The following is an 18,278-nucleotide window of genomic DNA, read 5'->3' on the forward strand; positions in this document are numbered from 1 at the left end:
AAGACGCTTCTGGGATGCGGAAGCCCCAAGGCTCATAATGCCAAGGATCGCTGTGTTGAGAATTATAGTGACGCGCCACATCTCATATTTTTTGAAATTAATGAAATATTATATATAAATATAAAAGAGGCAGGGTAAAACTTAAAACCGAAAGTATGAGGGGTTTTTCCCATCTCAAAAATGCTATAAATCCGAAAAATGCGGCGATGGAATATCCATAAATACGGATGACAACATGAAATATCCCCAGTCCCATTAAAGTAAACCCTTGGGATTTATTTATTTCGTAGGAAAAAAATAACGATAATCCAAAAACGGCCAGTGAGAACAGGGCTGAAATTGTTAAAAAAATGGGCCTCCTTATGGGGTCCTCCATATCGCATATTTCATCTTTGTCCAAAGGTGTTGTCTTTTTAGTCATTAATATTCGATTTATTCCACCAGCACCGGTGCGGGGCAGTTCAGCGCGGCGGCGATGGCACGGAGGAGGTTTTGCTCTTCCACCTCGATTTTTCCGTCGTCGGAGATGGTTCGCACGAGCGCGTTGATCACGGTGCGTTTTACGGCGGGCGTGCAGATGTCGAGGCGGTCGAGCGCGCGGGTCAGGGTTTTGGCGCTCATGCCGGTTGCGCTTGCCATTGAGAGCGCGATGTCCGGTTGCGTTTCGCGGATGGCGGACGCGCCCGTTTCAAATGCGTGTTGTTGCGAGGCTTCCGCCGAGCTTCCGGCGCGCGCCGCCGCGCTCAATATGAGCGCGATTTCGTCCGCGACGGCCGCGCACGCTTTGATGAGCACGCCGGGGTTTCCGGGCGGGCGCAGATTGCGGTGGATTACCTTGCGCAGGGCGTATTCGTGCAGGCTCACCTCGCCGTCGGCTTCGATGAAGGCGTCCACCGCGTCGATCGTGGCGTTGATCAGGCGCGCGTCCACGTGCCGGATCGCCGAGAGCGCAAGGTCGCCGAGTGCGATGCGCGTCCACGAGGGAACGGTTTCGATGCGCGCCACCAGGTCAATGAATGCCACGCGTTCCGTCGTGCTCAGCGCGCGCGCGACCGCGGCGTCCTGCTTGGCGGCTGCCTCGGCGTTGGTCTTGTCATACAACGTCGCCAGTAGCACTGCGCGCGCGCGTTCGGGATCGCGCGCGGCCTCGCGGAAATCCTCCGGGATTGCCGCCAGTATTTCCGCGCCTTTCTGCGCGTCGGGAGCCTCGGCGGAGGCGATTGCCGCCAGAAACGCCGCCGCGCCGACTGCCGCGGGCAATGGCGGGGGCGTGCCGGGAACGCGCGGCGGGTGCGATGCGTTTGCGCTGGCGCGGGTTTGCGCCGCCTCGGTTGCGATTGATGTTTTTTTTGCCGCTTTGAAGTTTCCGTCGAACGAGGGATCAATGGCCTTGATGCGCGCGTCGAGCGGCGGATGCGTGGCGAAGGCGCCGCCGAACGATGAGCGCAGCGCGCTCGCAAAATACATGTGGCTGGTCTCAGTGGCGTGCGGACTTTCGATGCGCGAGCCCGATGTCGCGGCGCCGATTTTTTTCAGGGCTCCCGCGATGCCGTCCGGATTGCGTGTAAACTGGACGGCGGACGCGTCGGCCAGGAATTCCCGCTGGCGCGAAACCGCCGCCTGAATCAGCCGCCCGAAAATCACGCCGATGTAACCGATGATGATGAGCGCGAGGCCGAGCAACGCCATCACGACCACGCCGCCGCTTTTGTTTTTTGACGAGCGTCCCCCCGACGAGAAACCGATTCGCACAATGACGCGCCCGATGATCGTCAGGAGCAGGATGCCGAAGAGCAATCCGATCAGGCGGATGTTGAGCCTCATGTCGCCGTTGAGGATGTGGCTGAACTCGTGCGCGACCACTCCCTGCAATTCGTCGCGAGAGAGCGAGTCGAGCGCGCCTTGCGTGACGGCCACCGCGGCGTCGTCCGGCGAGTAGCCGGCGGCAAACGCGTTGATGCCCTCCTCCGGCAGCACGTAAACTTCCGGCATGCGCACGCCGGCGGCGATGGACATTTCCTCGACGATGTTGACGAGCCGGCGGCGTTGCGGATCGCTTGTGTTTGGCGAGACAAGCTGCCCGCCCAGCGAGCGCGCGACGACGCCCCCGCCCGAGCGCAGCGACAGCGTTTTAAAAAGGCTGCCGAGCCCGATCACGGCGATGGTGATGCCCGCGGTGCCAATAAATACTTCCGGCTGCCAGATTGGAAAATACAAATCGGGATTGTTGCTCTCCGAGATGAGCAGGCGCATGCCGAATACTATGGCGAAATAAATCGTGGCGATGATCGCGATTACCGCCGCGATGTAGAAAAACACGAGTCGCGCCGATTTTTTGCGCGCGTTATCCTGAGCCTGAAAGAAGTCCATGGTGATGAAAGCGAGCATGGATAGGTTTGCGCGGGCAATCCAAGAATTGTTGGGGCGAAAATTTCATGGGTTGCGCGCGTTGCTTGCGAGACCCCTGCGCAACGAGAGTTTCGCCCGCCCGCGCACGCGTCGCAACCCGCGGACTAGGTTGCGCGGCGCCCTTGGCGCCGTGCTCGTATTCAATCATCCTGCCCGCAGCGCGATCAACCGTTGTGCGACGGTCACGGCGTTGGTGAAACTTCTCGGGTTTGCCTCGCCTTTGCCCGCGATGCCGAAGGCGGTGCCATGGTCGGGGCTGGTGCGCACGTGCGGCAGGCCGAGGGTGACGTTCACCGCCTCGTCGAAGTCGATTGTTTTCAACGGGGCGAGCCCCTGGTCGTGGTAGAGGGCGACGAGCACGTCGAATTCGCCGCGCAATGCGCGTCCGAAAATCGTGTCGCTCGGTTCGCAGCGCGAGAGTTTTGGGAAATCGCCGTCGCGCAGTGTGTCGAGCAACGGGTCGATTGTGTCGCGTTCCTCGGCGCCGAGCATGCCGCCTTCGCCCGCGTGCGGGTTGAGGCCGCACACGCCGATGCGCGGCGCGGCGATGCCGTCGGCGCGCGCGAGTTCGTCCGCGGCGCGCACGGCGCGCGAGATTTCCCCCGGCGTCAAATGTTCCGGCACTTCGCGCAGCGGGATGTGCCATGTCAGCAACACAACGCGCAGCCGGCCTCCGCAAAACGCCATCGTCGGAACACCGCCCCAGCGCGCCGCGAAAAACTCCGTCTGCCCGGGAAACGGGTAGCCCGCTTTTTGCAGCCAGCTTTTGCTGACGGGGCCGGTGACGACGCCTGAGAACTCGCCATTTCGCACACCCTCGGCGGCGCGCTCCATGGCGGCGAGCGCGATGCGCGCGCCTTCCACGGATGGGCGGCCCGGCGTCATTTCGAATTGTCCGGAGTCCGCGCTCACGAGCGTCGCATCCTTCGCGGCGGGTGTGTGCGAGGGCAGGGCGCGCAGCCATTGCGCGGGGCCGATCACGGCGACATCGCGCGCCCGCGCTGGATGCGCGGCAAGCCACGCCGCTATGATTTCCGGGCCGACGCCCGCCGGGTCTCCGCATGTGAAGGCAAGTTTCGCGCTCATTGTTGTTGGCGGATTTTTGCACGCCCTCCGTCGCCGCCGCAAAAGGAAAAGCGCGGGGCGTGCCGAAATTTCCCGATGCGTGTGACATCCGGGCGGACAACTTTTCACAGGTGTCCCAGCGCTCGAAAATCAAGTCTTTGAAAGTGCGCGTGTTGCGCGTTTCGCACATTCGGCACCGTTTCAGCTTAACAAGGAGGCATCACGGCCACGGGGCCATTCATCACATGAACAACTTTTCACCAACAACCAAAAACAGAAAGGCAACAACCATGAAAATGACACGTTACGCATATCCTTACACACTCCGCCCGGCCTCCGCGTTCGGCACCGAACTGGCGCGCAGGATGGCGGGTGATTTCGATACACAATTCGAGGATTTGTTCGGCTTGTTCTGGGGTGGCAAGGGCAACTCCTGCAACGGCGAATTCTTCCCTCTCGATATCTACGAGGACAAGGACAACAGCTATGTCCGCGCCGAGCTTCCCGGCATCGCCCGCGGCGACATCACGGTCGAGGTGGTCGATGGCTCGCTGGAGATTTCCGCGGCGCGCAAGACCGGCGACGGCGACAATTCGCAAACCGTCACGCTCAAGCGCAGCGTCCTTCTCCCCGAGAACACGCAGGCCGACAAAATCAGCGCCGCGAGCGAGAACGGCATCCTCACGATCACGCTTCCAAAACAGGAGCAGGCGAAACCGCGCAAGCTGACAATCTCCGTCAACTGACCGCGAATGAACATTAACCCGCATTTCAAACAGAAAGGAAAACACATCATGTCACTCATCAAATCCATATTCCCGGCTGCAAATCGCGCCGAGTCCGCGAACCACAACACGACCGCCGTAGTGCGGCCCCGCTACGACATTGTCGCCAACGACACATCGTGGACGCTGAAAGCGTTCCTGCCGGGCGTCGCCAAGAAGGACCTCTCCATCACCGATGAAAACGGGGTGTTGGGCATTCGCGGCGAGCGCGCGTGGAAAAGCCCGAAGGAGTGGACCACGCTCCATCGCGAAACCGGCGACGAGGCGTTTGCGCTTTCGTTCCAGCACGAGGGCCGGATCGACGTGGAAAAAATCCATGCCGAGTTTGCCGACGGCGTGCTGACCGTCACGCTTCCGAAGGCCGAGGCTCTCAAGCCGCGCAAAATCGAAATCAATTAACCGGCCATGCCGGTTTGGTTAGGAAACGATACGATCATGACAAAGGTCCCGCCTCGCGAGTGGTGGGGCCTTTCTTTTCGACAGAGAGGCGCTTTGAATAACGCCCTTCTGGATCGAAAATAATCTGCATTTTACACGACGACGGGCTTGCAGGGCATTTGTGAAAACGGCCAGTGTATGTCCGATACTGCAATTTTATGACAGATGCGCAAACATCCCGGGCTTACTGGCTGCGGGCGATCTCGGGAGTGAGACGCCGCGTAAATGCCGTTGCGTGGATGGAATGGTTTGCGCCGGGCGTGTTCGCGTGCGGAACGCTGGCGGGGCTTTTGTTTTACGCCATGCGCAGGGTGCGGGTGGACGCGACCGGCTGGATCTGGCTTGCGCTGGCGGTTGCGTTTGCGATTGCCGCGGTCGCGGCGTGGCGCATCGCGCGCGGCGCTTTTTTTTCGCGGGACGACGCGCGCGCGTTTTTGGAATACCAGTTGCGCATCAACTCGGGTCTTAGCGCGGCGGAGGCGGGAATGGCAAAATGGCCGCGGGCCTCCGCGTTTTCCTTGCGGGTATTGCGCTGGAAGCCGCGGATTGTTCTGGGCTGGCTCGCCGCCGCGGTGGTGATGTTCGCCGCGGGTTTTTGGCTGCCGGTGCCCGCGCAAAACATACGCGTGGTTCCCGTGGAAAAACCGCCCGCGCTCGCGCAAACCGAGGAATGGTTGAAGGATCTCGCGCAGATCAACGCCGTCGATCCGCAATCGCTCGAAAACATGGAGTCGCAGGCGCGCGAGCTCGCCTCAAAGCCGGCGGAGACGCAATATTCGCACTCGTCGCTCGAGGCGGCGGACGCGTTGCGCGAGCAGGCGGCGCAGGCCATGCAATCGCTTTCGCGCGAATTCGAATCCGCGGAATCGACACTTTCGTCGCTGGCATCCGCCCAGAATTCACTTTCCGAAACCGGCGAGTCGCTCTCCGAGGAACAACTGAAAAACGCCGCCGGGCAACTCGACAAGGCGTTGCACGGTTTGAGCGAGGGCAATCTTACCGCGAGCCAGGAATTGCGCGAGGCGTTGCAAAAACTCGACGCGTCGGCATTGCGCGAACTCACCGCGGAGGAGGCCGCCAGGCTCGCGCAACAACTGGGCGAGGCCGGGCGCGCCGTCCGTCTCGTCATGGGCAACGAAAACGACGACGACTCGGAGAGCATGGCCGCGTTGCTCGCTGCGCTCGACGGCCCCGGCGGCACCCCGATGCGCATGCGCGGCACCGGCGATGTTTCGCGCGGCCGCGGCGACGCGCCGCTGGAGTTTGACCAGCGTGAAAGCGACGCGGGCGGCGGCAATCTGCAAACAGTGCGCAACGACGACTATTCGCGCGCGGCGCTTGGCGACAAACTCGGCGTGCAAGTCGGCGAGCACACCGTCGATCCCAATGCGGCCCAGGGCCCCGTCAGCGCGGGCGCGATGGCGGGCTCGGCGCGGGGCGGCGAGGCCGTTTGGGTCAACAAGCTCACGCCCGCGGAGCGCGAGGCGCTCAAGGAATTCTACAAATGACACCCTCAACACCCACACTTCTCAACGATGCCGAGCTCGCCTCGGCCTCGGCGTCGATCAACCGCCTGGTCACCGCGCTTGACGGCGTGCTCTACGGCCAGCACGAGCTGATCGAGCTCGTTGTCGCGGGCGTGCTCGCGCGCGGGCACATCCTGCTTGAGGGCCTGCCGGGCCTTGGCAAGACGGAGCTCGTCAAGGGGCTTGCGCGCACGCTCGGCCTCGACGCGCGCCGCGTGCAATTCACGCCCGACTTGCTTCCGGGCGACATCACGGGAAACCCCATTTTGCAGGAGGTGGACGGCAGGCGCGCGTTTGTTTTCCAGCGCGGCCCGATTTTTGCGAACATCCTGCTCGCCGACGAAATCAACCGCGCGTCGCCCAAGACGCAATCGGCGCTCCTCGAGGCGATGCAGGAGCGGCGCGTGAGCGCGGGCGGCGAAACGCACGCGCTGCCCGATCCGTTTTTCGTGCTGGCGACGCAAAACCCGATCGAGCTCGAGGGCACCTACCCGCTGCCGGAGGCGCAGCTCGACCGTTTCCTTTTTAAGATCGAGGTGCGGCGCAACTCAGCCGAGGTGCTGCAGCGCATCGTGCTCAATCGCGAGATCGGCGTGGAACCGCGCGTGGAGCCGGTGCTGGCGCGCGAGGAGTTCACCGCGCTGCTCGGCATGGCGCGGCGTATCCACATGCCGGATACAGTTGCGAATTACATCGCGCGGCTGGTGACTGCCACGCATCCGGGCGAGTCGGCGGCGTCGGCGGGCGTGCGTTATGGCGCGAGTCCGCGCGCGGCGCTTGCGCTGGCGTCGGCGGCAAAGGCGCTCGGTTTGCGGCACGGGCGGGGGCATGCGAGTTTTGAGGATGTGCAGGCGGTGGCGCGTCCCGTGCTCGTGCACCGCGTCCTGCTGGAGCACTCGGCGCGGCTCGACGGCGCGACGCCGGCGGGCGTGATCGAAAAACTGCTCGCGGAAATACCCGCGCAGGCAAAACCGCTTCCCACTTCACTCGCCTCGGCAAAGATCAAATGAGGCGCGAACGCAATTTCAGTTTCCGCCACGGAAAGGCCGCGCTCGCCTGCCTTTTCCTCGCGCTGTTTGCGGCGGCGTCCTTGCGCGCCGATCCCGTCACGGAGCAGGTGCCGCTGGATCCGGCCCGGAAGGCGGCGTTGAGCGTGTTTTTGCCGGTCAATGAGTGGGACGGCTTCGGCTTTTTGCCGGTCATGGTGCATGCCGAGAACAAGTCGGACGCGGAATACACGTGGCGGTTTGGCTTCACCCATGGAATATCGCGCGGGCGGGATCGCGCGCTTTCATTTCAGTCGGAATTCACCGTGACGGCTCCGGCGCACACCTCGCGCTCGACGGTGTTATGGGTGCCGGGAGGGCGCGCCACGGCGGATGGAATTTGCGTTTCACTTCACATGGCCGTGCAGGGGCCGGGAGTGCAGGGGCTTCGCTGGGGCACCTCACTTATGAGCGGCTGGCGGGGGAAGGGCGTGTGCTATGCCGTCTCGCCGCAACTGGAGCGCAATTATCGCGTGAAGCACGACGACATGAAAAACACCAACACGATCGTGCCATGCACAACCACGATACGCGCGGAGGAATGGCCGGCGGACTGGCGCGTGTGGTCGCCGTTCACCGTCGTGGTGATGACCGAGGGCGAATTCAACTCGCTCGACATGGCGAGGCAGGCGGCATTGCGCGACTGGGTTTCTCTTGGGGGGCGTTTGTTTTTAAAGCCGCAGGGGAGTGTGCTGGCGCTCTGGAGCTCGACCGCGGAGAAAATCCGTCATGGCATGGGCGTCATCACAATGTCCGAGTTGCCGACGAGCATGTATGTGATGGATGACAGCCAGCGGCCCCTTTCGCGCGGGCAGCGGGTGCAGCCGTGGAAATCGCTCATAAAGCTGCTTGATCTGGAGGACGCGGAGTTGATGCGGTTGTCCTCGGTCGTGTGGTGGATGATGATCTTTTTGCTGCTCTTCGGAGTGACTGTCGGCCCGGTGAATTTGTTTTTGCTGGCGCCCGAGGGAAAGCGGCACCGGTTGTTTTTCACAGTGCCGGTGATTTCGATCGGCGCGTCGCTGCTGTTGGTGGGCGTGATTGTGTTTAGCGACGGTTTCGGAGGGCAGGGCATGCGGCGTTCGCTGGTCGTGCTGATGCCCGGTGAAAACAAGGCCGTGGTCGCGCAGCAGCAGGTGTCGCGCACGGGCGTGTTGATCGGGAAAAAATTCTCACTGGCGGACGACACGGTGATGGGAAAGGTCGGGATCGATTCCGATGGCGACATCCCAGGGAAAAGCGCGGCGCGCGACACTGGCGCCGCCTCGGGCGACTGGTTCACTAGCCGCGCGGTGGAGAGCCATGTGTTGATGCGCGTGACGCCGACGCGCGAGCGCGTGGAGCTAGTCGCCGGCGGCAAGTCGGGCGTGGCACCCATCGTGCAATCGAGCATGTCGGGCGTGTTGCGTGACTTTCTTTACATGGATGAATTCGGGCGCGTATGGAGGGCGGCCGAGGTGTCCCCTGGGCGCCGCGTGGCGCTTTCGCCCCATGGCAAGCACGAAGGCGCGCTCGAAGTCTTGCGCTCACTGGCGAGGAAGGACGGGCGCGGTTGTTTTCACGCCACGATGGACGGCGGCGAGCTCGGACTGGTTTCCACGCTCGGCGCAATCGATTGGGAGGACGACCGGACGACCGTGATCGGTTACATGGAAGGAGGGGCTCGCAATGAGTGATCCGATTGTGAAAGTGCGCGGGCTTGAGCGGGCGTTCGGCAGGGTGCGCGCCGTGGACGGCATTTCGTTCGACCTGGCGCGCGGGCAGGTCGTGGGGCTGATCGGCGCGAACGGCGCGGGCAAGACGACGGCAATGCGCATCATGGCCACGCTCGACATGCCTGACTCGGGGGCGGTGACGATCGGCGGTGTTGACATCGTTGATTATCCGACGCGCGTGCGCCGGCACATCGGCTGGATGCCCGACCACTTCACGCCCTACTCGGACACGACGGTGGGCGACTATCTCGATTTCTTCGGACGCGCGCACGGCTTTGCCGGCGCGGAACTGGCGCGGCGTGTTGATGAGGTGCGCGATTTCACGGACCTTGTTTCGCTGAATGACAGGCCGACGACGGGGCTTTCAAAAGGGCAGTCGCAGCGTCTCTGCCTCGCGCGCACGCTGCTCAACAACCCGGAGTTTCTCATCCTCGACGAACCCGCCGCCGGACTCGACCCGAAGGCGCGCCTGGAGTTCAAGAACCTCGTGCGCGTGCTGCGCGAACGGGGCAAGACGCTGCTCATCAGCTCGCACATTTTGTCGGAGCTTGGCGAGATGTGCGACTCGCTCATCTTCATGGATGCGGGACGGCTCGTGCACCACGGCGACACGGACAGCCTGCAACGGCGCGACGCGCGCACGGGCATTGTGTTCGAAATCGAAATCCACGGGCCGGTGGCGGCGCTGCTCGACTGGCTCGCGGTGCGCCCGGGGTGGCGCGTGGTTGAGCAATTGCGCGACGGCGCGCGCGCCGAGTTCGCAAGCGGCGAGCCCGGGGCCGTCGCGGCGGAGTTGCGCAGGATGTCGGCGGAGTTGCAAATCGTGGAATTCCGGCGGCAGGAGCGCAGGCTTGAGGAGGCGTTCGTGGAAATGTTGCGAGCCGGCAACGGGGCCCCGCCGCCGCTGCCCGTCGCGGGAAACGGAGGTGATGCGCAATGAGCGAGACCGCAAACCAGGCCGGACAAACGGCTAAAACAAAACCGAAATTCGACTTTCCGACATGGCTGCCGCCGATGCTCGTGAAGGAGCTTCGCCAGGGACTGCGCACGCGCGCCTTCGTGCTCAGCCTGATCGGGCTGCACACGGCGCTGGTGCTCGCCTTCGGATGGGCGCTTGTCATGCAGATCTTCGACAAGAGCGCGGGGCTGAACATGGCAAACAACTTCTTCTGGATGCTGACGTTTGTGATGCTCGTGTTCGCGATGCCGTTGCGCGCGCTGGGCGGATTGCGCTCGGAAATCGACGCGCGAAACATAGACCTGCTCATGCTCACGCAGCTGACCTCGTGGCGCATCGTGTTTGGCAAATGGACGTCGCTTGTCACGCAGACGGCGCTGCTGCTGGTCACGCTGCTGCCATACGGCGTGATTCGCTACTTTTTCGGGAGCGTGGATTTGATCCAGGACATGGTCACGTTTGCGTGGCTTTTCGCCTTCAGCAGCATGGCGACGGCGCTGTTGTTGTGGGTGTCGGGGCTGCATCGATTCCTGCGAGTGCTGTTGGTCGTGGTCGTGCTGATACTTTTCAACGGCATGCTCGGATCGTCGTTTTACGGAATGTTGCGCTACGGTTTCGGCGGCAGCCGGGGAATGTTTTCGGGCCTCCAGTCGGGACCCATCGCCATCCAGCTGTGCCTGCTTTTCGACATGGCGATATTCCTCGTGTTTTGCCTTGTGCAGGCGGTTCGGCGAATCGCTCCGCCCTCGGAAAACCACTCGATGGCCACGCGCCTGATTTCGCTGGCGGCGCTTTTGCCGTTGCCGCTGCTCATGCTCATGCGCCATGCGAGCCGCGGTGTGCGCGACGCGATGGAGATGCAGTCGGTGCTGGCGCTGGTTGTGTTCATGCTGGTGTGCGTGCTGGAGCTGGCGTCGACGGAGCTGCCGATGGCCGTTCAAGTGCGGCAGCTTTATGGCAAGGGCGGAGCGGTGCGCCGGTTCTTCACCAGAATATTCCTGCCGGGCTGGTCGAGCGCGGCGCAATTCACGTTTGTCGGATTGTGCCTGTTTGGCGCGCTGGTGCTCGCAGGCGCGTTTCCCGACGAGTTGCCGCATGCGCGGTTTTTGCGCGTGCTCGCGCTTGTGTGGGTGGCGGTGGTGACACCCGCTGCGCTGATCTCCCTGTTCCTGCGCCGCGTGAGAGTGTTTCCGTTGATCATCTACGGGCTGCTCCAAAGTGGAATCGGGCTTCTGTGCATTTTCGCCGCGTTCGTCATTCACGAAACACAGGCGTCGGGAAACATAAGCCGCACGATCGACAACCTGTTTCGCGTGATGCCGGTGACCGGTTTTTGGTTCGAGCTCGGCTATATGACGCGACGCCATGGCGACTGGAGCACGATGGTCACGGGACTGCAGTTTCTCGTTTTTGTGGCGGCGGTGGGTTTTGCGTGGTGGTGCAGCAGGCCGTTTTTCGCGGCGGTGCGCTCGGGGGTGCGGAGCATCAAGCCCGAGCCGGAAACAAATGACGACAAATGAGCAACGCGCCCGCACCCACCCTGAACGCGCAAACGACCGCCTCGCCGCATCGCGAGGGGATCGAGGCGGCGCGGCGCTACCGGCTGCCTTTCGGGCGGCAAAGCTGGCGCGGTTATCAGGGCGCGTGGCAGGGCGCGGGCACGGGAAGCTCGATTGATTTTCAGGATCACCGCGCGTATGCGCCGGGCGACGATCCTCGCTACATTCACTGGGCGGCGTATGCGCGCACCGGGCAGTTGACGATGAAACTTTATCGCGCGGAGGTGTCGCCGATGGTGGATGTCGTCGTGGATGTGTCGGAGTCGATGACGTTTGACGCGGCGAAGGCGGCGCGCATGGAGGCGCTGGTGGCGTTTGGCGTGGCGAGCGCCGACGCTGCGGGCGCGCCGGTGCGCGTGTTTGCCTCGCGCGGGCGCGAAACGCGCTCCGTGCCCGTGGAAAGTGTGCGCGCGGGCGACTGGCGCGGGAGGCTGGCATTCGGCGCGCCCGGCGAGCGCGCCCTGCCTTCTGTGCCGTCGCATTTGCCGTGGCGCGCGGGCGCGTTGAAGGTGCTGGTGTGCGATTTGCTTTTTCCGGGTGATCCGTCGCCGCTGTTGTCCGCGATGTCGGCGGGCGGCGGCTCGGCGGTTGTGTTTGCGCCGGCGCTCGCGACGGAGGCGGAGCCGCCGCTGCGCGGCAATGTGGAGCTGGTCGATTGCGAGAACGGGGAAAAGCGCCACCAGCGCATCGACGACGATCTGGCGGCGCGTTATCGCGTGGCCTACGAGCGGCATTTTGAATTGTGGGACGAGGCGGCGCGGCGTTGCGGCGCGACGCTCGTGCGCGTGCCCTGCGAGGGCGCGCTCGTGAATGTGCTTGGCGGCGAGGCGCTCGTCCGGGGCGCGGTGGAGGTGGCAAGATGATTCCGACCCTTTCCAACCTTGCCGGGCTTTGGGCGCTGCTGGGGATTCCGGTGGTGGTGGCGATTCATTTTTTGCAACAGCGCTCGCGCACGGTTCGCACAAGCACGCTGTTTTTGATGGAGGCGCTCGCTCCCGAAAGCCGCGAGGGCCGGCAGTGGGAGCGGTTGCGTTTCTCGCGGGCGTTTTGGCTGCAAATCGCGGCGGTGCTGCTCGCGACGTGGGTGCTCGCGCAGCCGCGATGGACGCGCAACGAGTCGGCGCAAGTGGTCGTGGCCGTGCTCGACGATTCGGTGTCGATGCGCGTGTTTCGCGACGGGACGGCGCGCGCCGTTGAGAAGGCGTTTTCGCAAAACGAGGGGCGCGCGGCGCACACCGAGTGGGTCGTGATGACGAGCAATCCCCGGCATCCGGCGCTTTATCGCGGGGCGGACAAGCGCGCGGCGCTGGCCGCGGTGTCGGCCTGGACTCCGTCGAGCGGAACACACGAGACGGAAAGCGCGCTGCGGCTTGGTCGCGCGTTGGCGGGAGCTTCGGGCGCGACATGGTTTTTCACGGACAGGCGCGGGCGCGCCCCGGCGGACCAGCCGACGGCGGGCGTTGGGCGGCGGATAAACAACGTGGGATTTGCGGGGGCGCGTGTCGGGCGCAACGAATGGCGCGCGCTGGTGCGGAATTATTCCAGCGAGGCGTTGAGCCGCGAGTGGTGGGTTGAGAGCGGCGGGCAAAAAAGCGCGCCTCAACGAATCGAGATCGAGCCCGGCGGATTGATCGAGCTGTCCGCAAAGTTTCCCGAAGGCGCGGAGTCGTGCGAGCTCGTGCTGGCGGGCGACGAGTTCACCTTGGACGACCGGTTGCCCATGGTTCGGCCCGTTCCGAAACGACTTTCGGCGAGCATGGAAATGAACGGCGAAGGCGCGCGCGTGTTTTTCCGCAAACTGGCGGAGAGCGTGGAGGGCGTGGAGTTCGTGCCGCGCGACTCGGGCGCGCTGAGGCTGGCGGATTTGCAGGACGGGAGCGTGCCGCCGAAGGGCGCGGCGATTTTTGTGGCGCGCGCGCCGGCGGGCGATGATGCGCGGCGCACGGTGCGGACCGCGCCCGCGGTGGCGGAGCGCCATGCGCTGACGGCGGGGTTGAACTGGCAGGGCCTGGTGGGGACGGGCGCGGCGGGATTGCGGCGCGCTGAGGGCGCGGAGGTGTTGCTGTGGCAGGGCGGCGAGGCGCTGGCGTGGGTGGCGGACAGGCAGTTGTTTTTGAATTTCGACTGGGAAACAAGCAACGCGGCGCGCCTGCCGTCGATGGTGCTGCTCGCGCGGCGTTTCATCGAGGAGACGCAAGCGTATCAGGATGCTGGATACACGGCGAACTTTGACGCGGGCTCGCGAATCCGCACCGGCGGAGGCGGTCTCGCGGGCGCGCTGACAATCGAGACGGGCGGCGGGACGCGCGAGCTGACGGTTGCGGAGGCGGGCGTGTTGCGCGCGCCGGACGAGCCGGGATTTTTCACGATCAGGCGCGGCGACAAAATTTTGGTGCGCGGCTCGGCGCAGTTTGCCGACGCGCGCCAGGGGGATTTTCGCGAGTGCGAAAGTTTTGTGTCGGGCGCGCGTGATGCGAGGGCGGAGCGCGAAGTGTGGATGCTCAATTCGCGCGGCGATCCGCTGGCGAATGCGTGGCTGCTGCTCATGGGCGGGCTGCTGATGTGGAGCTGGTGGCCGCGCGCGGGCGCGCTCCGCGAAACACGCGTCAATGAAGGGAGGACCGCATGAGTTTTCACGCGCCGGAATGGTTTTTTCTTGTGCCGCTGCTGATTGTGATCGGCTGGCGGTTTCGCGCGTTGCGACTGTTTGAGCCGGCGAGGGCGGCGGCGCTGCTGGCGTGCGTGCTGGCGCTGGCCAATCCACAGGCGCGCATGGGCGGAAGCGGGTTGGATTTGTGGGTGCTGGCGGACAGGTCGGACTCGGCGGCGGCGGTGACGGCGGCGCAGGCGCCGGAGGTGGAATCAATTTTGAGGAGATCAAAACGCGCCGATGACCGGGTGTTTTTTGTGGATTACGCCGTCGACGCGGTGAGACGCGACCAGGGCGACCCGGTGTTTCGCGGGGGCACGCATTTGACGCGCACGGGCGCGGCGCTGGATTTTGCCCTGGCGCAAATCGAGACGGCGGGGCAACGCCGCGCGTCGAGATTGCTGCTTCTGGGCGACGGGTTTTCGACCGAGCCGCTTGGCGACGCGGCGGAGCGCATGTTGCGCAGCGGCGTGCCTCTTGATTACAGGCTGGCTGGAGCAGGGTTGGAGCAGGATTTTCGCGTGGAGCGCGTGTCGGTTCCGAACCGGGTGCTTCCGGGCGAGGCGTTTCTGGTGGAGTTTTTTATTGTCGGCTCGGGGCCGGGCGCGGACGGCGCGGCGCGCGTGCCTTGGGAGGTTTTTCGGGGCGGCCGCGTGGCGGCAAGCGGCGAGGCGGTGTTGCGCAACGGCGCGGCGCATGTGCAGTTGAGCGACCGGCTCGCGGCCGGGGGGCGGGGCATTACGAGGTGCGGATTCGGCCGGCGACGGACGCGCATCCCGAGAACAATTCGGGCGAGGCGTGGGTGGAGGTCACGGGCGGGCCGCGGGCGCTGCTCGTTTCAAATTATCCGGACGACCCGCTGGCGGGTTTGCTGGCGGCGATGGGTTTTGAGGTGGAGCACGCGGGCGATCCGGCGGCGCTCACGGAGACGGCGTTCGCGGGGGCGCGGCTTGTGGTGATCAACAACGTGCCCGCGCACAGGGTGGGCGCGCGGTTTTTGCGCGGACTGGACTTTTTTGTGAGGGAGCAGGGCGGCGGATTGTTGATGGCGGGCGGTGAAAACAGTTTCGGCGCGGGCGGTTATTTTGCGTCGCCCGTGGACGCGCTGCTGCCGGTGTCGATGGAGTTGCGCAAGGAACAGCGGCGGCTCGCGACGGCGATGGCGATTGTGATGGATCGCTCGGGGAGCATGGCCGCGAGCGCGGGCGGCGGGCAGACAAAGATGGACCTGGCGAACACGGGCGCGGCGCGGGCGATCGAGCTTTTGGGCGACCATGACGCGGTGTCGGTGCACGCGGTGGATTCGACGGCGCACGAGGTCGTGCCGTTGATGCAGGTGGGGCCGAACCGTGACAAGTTGATCAGCGCGGTGCGGCGTGTGGCGAGCGAAGGCGGAGGGATTTTTGTGGGCGAGGGATTGCGCGCGGGTTGGGCGGAACTGCGGAAGGCCCGGACCGGACAGCGGCATTTGATTTTGTTTGCCGACGCCGCGGACGCGGAGCAGCCGGATGATTACAAGGAGACGCTCGCGGAGATGCGCGCGGAGGGCGCGACGGTGAGCGTGATCGGCATGGGAACGCGCATGGACAGCGACGCGGCGCTGCTGGAGGAAATCGCGGCGCTGGGCGGCGGGCGGTGCTTCTTCGGCGAGACGGCGGCGGAGCTGCCCGCGATTTTTGCGCAGGAAACGGTGTCGGTCGCGCGCTCGGCGTTTGTGAAGGAGCTGACCGAGGCGGCGGGCACGGCGGGGTGGGGCGAGATCGCCGCGAAGACCCCGGAGTGGCCGCCGGCGGTGGACGGTTATAATTTGAGTTATTTGCGCGACGGCGCGACGGCGTCGTTTGTGACGACGGACGAGTATCAGGCGCCGCTTGTCGCGGTGTGGTCCCGGGGCGCGGGGCGCGTGGGCGCGATTTCGTTTGCGCTCGGCGGAAACTATTCCGGGGCGGCGCGCGCGTGGAGCGGACTGGGCGATTTTGAGCAGACGTTGTGCCGCTGGCTGGCGGGCGAGGATGTGCCGCAGGGGCTGGGCTTGCGCACGGAGACGAGCGGCGGGCGGCTTGCGGTGGACTTGTTTTACGACGAGTCGTGGGCGTCGCGTATCGCGCGCTCGGGCCCGGTGGCGATGCTGGCCGAAAGCGGCGCGGGGCTTGGAAGTGAGAACGTGCGCGAGCTTGTGTGGGAAAAAATCGAGCCGGGGCATTTTCGGGCGACGACGGAGCTGACGCCGGGGCGCCTGGCGCGCGGCGTGGTGCGCGTGGGCGGGAGCGGGCGAGGCGGGCGCAGCGCGACGCTGGTGTTCGGCCCGGCATCGGTGAGCGGGTCGCTCGAATGGAATTTCGACCGCGCGCGCGCGCAGGAATTGCGGCAGTTGTCCGTGCGCAGCGGCGGCGTGGAGCGGCTGGACCTTGCAAGCGTGTGGGACGCGCCGAGACCCGCGACGGTGCGCAGTGTGCGCGGCTGGGTGATCGCCGCGTTTATCGCGCTGGCGTTGCTTGACGCATTGCTGACGCGAATCGGTGTGCGGCTGGTGCGGCGTCGCGTGTAGTCGCGGCGCGTGCTTTTGCGGTTCGCTTACATCCTGAATCGCAGGCGCAGGAGGTCGCGATACATTTGGAGACCGTGGCGAAATGCGCGCACGGTTGAATACGGGGAGTCCGTCCAGTGGACGGGGATCGTGCGCACTTCATAACCGAGGCGGTGCGCGAGTAGGAAAATCTCGATGTCGAAGGCAAAGCCGTCGATGCGGGCGCGGGTGAAGATTTCGCGCGCGGCGTCGGCGCGAAACATTTTGAAGCCGCATTGGGTGTCGCGGACTTTTATGCCGCCGGGGAAAAGCATGCGCGCGGTGAGGTTAAAAACCTTGCTGAGCAGGGGGCGCGATTTGCCCTGATTGTGGGTGACCACGCTTTCGGGATGCCTGCGGTTGCCGGCAACGACGGTCGCGGACGTGGTTTCGATGACTTTGAGCGCGTCGTTTACGGCGGCGGGATCGCTGCTCAGGTCGGCGTCCATGAAACAAATAAAATCCCCGGTTGCTCGCAGCATGCCGGAGCGCACCGCGTAGCCTTTCCCGCGATGAACCAGGTTGTCGATTGCCCGCCAGTTGGGATGCGCGGCGGCGATTTTTTGGGCGAGCGCGAGTGAATCGTCCCCTGATTTTTCAACGACCAGAAGGACTTCGTGTGAAAAGGAGAAAGTCTCGAGCACCGCCGCCAGTTTTTGCATCGCGGAGGCCAGCCGGCGCGTTTCGTTGTAAGCGGGGATGACTATGGAAAGATGCACGCCGCGCGTAGATTTTTAGGGTTTAGGGTTTGGCGTTTGGGATTGCGGCGGAAAAAAGGGGCAGGGGACGCATCGTGTGACATTTGCCCGCCCTGAAATAAACAAGGGGCTTGGACAGCTGCGCGCGTCCAAGCCCCAAATGTTAAACTGAAAACAATGATTCCCGGGGGATCATTATTTTCCCCAGACTTCCACTTCGATGTAGTGGTTGGCGGCGTTGGCGGTGTTGCCCTTGCTGTAGAGGCGCACGTAGCGGCCGCTCACGCCGTCAACGGGGAGCACGCGGCCCCTGCTGGTGTCGGTGTAGGCCTTGTCGGCGCCCTTGCCGAGTCCGCTGGAGTTGTCGTGGTCATTGTTGAAGACAGTCGTCACTCCGGTGAGGAAATCGGCGTCGTTGGAGATTTGCACGATGACGTCGTGGTAGGCGCGTTCCTGCGAGTGGAAGTGCCAGAGCGCGATGGCGTAGATTTTGTGCGCTTTTTCGAGGTCGATCTGCACCCATTGCTTGCCGTCGCCGAGCTCGACGAAGCAGCCCTCGTCGGAGTCTTTGTCACCGTCGGTGATTTGCTCGAGCATTCCGATGATGGGCATCGAGTCGCTGGAGGTGACGGGTTTTTCGAGCGCGAGGTTCTTGGAGCCCTCGGGCACCTTCACCGGTTTGCGCGCGTCGATGTCGGCGGCGGTTTCGAGATGGGGCACGCGGATGGCCACGGGTGTGCCGGCGAGCTTGGGCTTGGGCAGCGTGGTCTTGAACGGCACCATTTTGTCCTGGGCGCTGAGCGTGACGCAGGCGGCGAGGGCGAGTGTGGAAAGGAGGATGGTTTTAATTTTCATGGTGATTA

At 64.1% G+C, this 18,278-nt stretch carries 18 protein-coding genes; 10 read left to right on the forward strand and 8 right to left on the reverse strand.

The window, feature by feature from the left end; translation table 11 throughout:
• Positions 1-97: 97 nt before the first annotated feature.
• From CKA38_RS15515 to pdxA, 3 genes are all read right to left on the reverse strand, one after another.
• Complete coding sequence (locus tag CKA38_RS15515) at positions 98-421, reverse strand: hypothetical protein (protein ID WP_152032846.1); 324 nt, start codon at positions 419-421, stop codon at positions 98-100.
• Positions 422-432: 11 nt separating this feature from the next.
• A complete protein-coding gene (locus tag CKA38_RS12135) occupies positions 433-2,388 on the reverse strand; it encodes a M48 family metallopeptidase (protein WP_108825712.1) in 1,956 nt (651 codons plus the stop codon).
• A 165-nt stretch (positions 2,389-2,553) separates the two neighbouring features.
• Positions 2,554-3,495 carry a 4-hydroxythreonine-4-phosphate dehydrogenase PdxA gene (gene pdxA, locus CKA38_RS12140; RefSeq protein ID WP_108825713.1) on the reverse strand — a complete coding sequence of 314 codons (942 nt, stop codon included), beginning with the start codon at positions 3,493-3,495 and terminating at the stop codon, positions 2,554-2,556.
• 269 nt (positions 3,496-3,764) lie between these two features.
• Here pdxA and CKA38_RS12145 point away from each other — a divergent pair, with 269 nt between their 5' ends.
• From CKA38_RS12145 to CKA38_RS12185, 9 genes are all read left to right on the forward strand, one after another.
• A complete protein-coding gene (locus tag CKA38_RS12145) occupies positions 3,765-4,220 on the forward strand; it encodes an Hsp20/alpha crystallin family protein (protein ID WP_108826573.1) in 456 nt (151 codons plus the stop codon).
• A 48-nt stretch (positions 4,221-4,268) separates the two neighbouring features.
• The gene (locus CKA38_RS12150) at positions 4,269-4,658 is read left to right on the forward strand and encodes an Hsp20/alpha crystallin family protein (RefSeq protein WP_161554884.1); all 390 of its coding nucleotides are present in this window, start codon (positions 4,269-4,271) and stop codon (positions 4,656-4,658) included.
• Positions 4,659-4,855: 197 nt separating this feature from the next.
• Positions 4,856-6,205: a hypothetical protein gene (locus tag CKA38_RS12155; protein WP_108825715.1), complete on the forward strand. Its 1,350-nt coding sequence runs from the start codon at positions 4,856-4,858 to the stop codon at positions 6,203-6,205.
• Entirely contained in the window at positions 6,202-7,233 is a 1,032-nt protein-coding gene (locus CKA38_RS12160; RefSeq protein ID WP_108825716.1) for an AAA family ATPase, read from the forward strand. The genes CKA38_RS12155 and CKA38_RS12160 overlap by 4 nt, the downstream gene beginning before the upstream one ends.
• Positions 7,230-8,945 (forward strand): hypothetical protein, encoded by a 1,716-nt coding sequence (locus CKA38_RS12165; protein ID WP_108825717.1) that lies wholly within the window; start codon positions 7,230-7,232, stop codon positions 8,943-8,945. Before CKA38_RS12160 ends, CKA38_RS12165 begins: the two co-directional genes overlap by 4 nt.
• On the forward strand, positions 8,938-9,924 hold the full coding sequence (locus CKA38_RS12170; protein WP_108825718.1) for an ABC transporter ATP-binding protein: 987 nt from the start codon (positions 8,938-8,940) through the stop codon (positions 9,922-9,924). Before CKA38_RS12165 ends, CKA38_RS12170 begins: the two co-directional genes overlap by 8 nt.
• Positions 9,921-11,462 carry a hypothetical protein gene (locus CKA38_RS12175; RefSeq protein ID WP_108825719.1) on the forward strand — a complete coding sequence of 514 codons (1,542 nt, stop codon included), beginning with the start codon at positions 9,921-9,923 and terminating at the stop codon, positions 11,460-11,462. Before CKA38_RS12170 ends, CKA38_RS12175 begins: the two co-directional genes overlap by 4 nt.
• The gene (locus CKA38_RS12180; protein ID WP_108825720.1) at positions 11,459-12,364 is read left to right on the forward strand and encodes a DUF58 domain-containing protein; all 906 of its coding nucleotides are present in this window, start codon (positions 11,459-11,461) and stop codon (positions 12,362-12,364) included. Before CKA38_RS12175 ends, CKA38_RS12180 begins: the two co-directional genes overlap by 4 nt.
• Positions 12,361-14,130 (forward strand): BatA domain-containing protein, encoded by a 1,770-nt coding sequence (locus CKA38_RS12185; RefSeq protein ID WP_108825721.1) that lies wholly within the window; start codon positions 12,361-12,363, stop codon positions 14,128-14,130. Before CKA38_RS12180 ends, CKA38_RS12185 begins: the two co-directional genes overlap by 4 nt.
• A gap of 4 nt (positions 14,131-14,134) precedes the next feature.
• Here the strand turns inward: CKA38_RS12185 and CKA38_RS16505 are convergent, their stop codons facing one another.
• The 3 genes from CKA38_RS16505 to CKA38_RS16515 form a co-directional block, all read right to left on the reverse strand.
• Positions 14,135-14,275 carry a hypothetical protein gene (locus CKA38_RS16505; RefSeq protein ID WP_236919026.1) on the reverse strand — a complete coding sequence of 47 codons (141 nt, stop codon included), beginning with the start codon at positions 14,273-14,275 and terminating at the stop codon, positions 14,135-14,137.
• A gap of 138 nt (positions 14,276-14,413) precedes the next feature.
• Positions 14,414-14,608, reverse strand: a complete 195-nt coding sequence (locus tag CKA38_RS16510) for a hypothetical protein (protein ID WP_236919027.1) — start codon at positions 14,606-14,608, stop codon at positions 14,414-14,416.
• Between the two features lie 24 nt (positions 14,609-14,632).
• Complete coding sequence (locus tag CKA38_RS16515) at positions 14,633-14,890, reverse strand: hypothetical protein (RefSeq protein WP_236919028.1); 258 nt, start codon at positions 14,888-14,890, stop codon at positions 14,633-14,635.
• Positions 14,891-14,896: 6 nt separating this feature from the next.
• Between CKA38_RS16515 and CKA38_RS16520 the strand changes: the two genes are divergently transcribed.
• Positions 14,897-16,699: a vWA domain-containing protein gene (locus tag CKA38_RS16520; RefSeq protein WP_261341372.1), complete on the forward strand. Its 1,803-nt coding sequence runs from the start codon at positions 14,897-14,899 to the stop codon at positions 16,697-16,699.
• A gap of 26 nt (positions 16,700-16,725) precedes the next feature.
• Here CKA38_RS16520 and CKA38_RS12195 read toward each other — a convergent pair whose 3' ends face one another.
• Entirely contained in the window at positions 16,726-17,436 is a 711-nt protein-coding gene (locus CKA38_RS12195; RefSeq protein ID WP_108825722.1) for a dolichyl-phosphate beta-glucosyltransferase, read from the reverse strand.
• Positions 17,437-17,610: 174 nt separating this feature from the next.
• Entirely contained in the window at positions 17,611-18,270 is a 660-nt protein-coding gene (locus tag CKA38_RS12200; protein WP_108825723.1) for a discoidin domain-containing protein, read from the reverse strand.
• Positions 18,271-18,278: the final 8 nt, after the last annotated feature.

It is taken from the genome of Ereboglobus luteus (assembly GCF_003096195.1).
Classification (GTDB): Bacteria; Verrucomicrobiota; Verrucomicrobiia; order Opitutales; family Opitutaceae; genus Ereboglobus; species Ereboglobus luteus.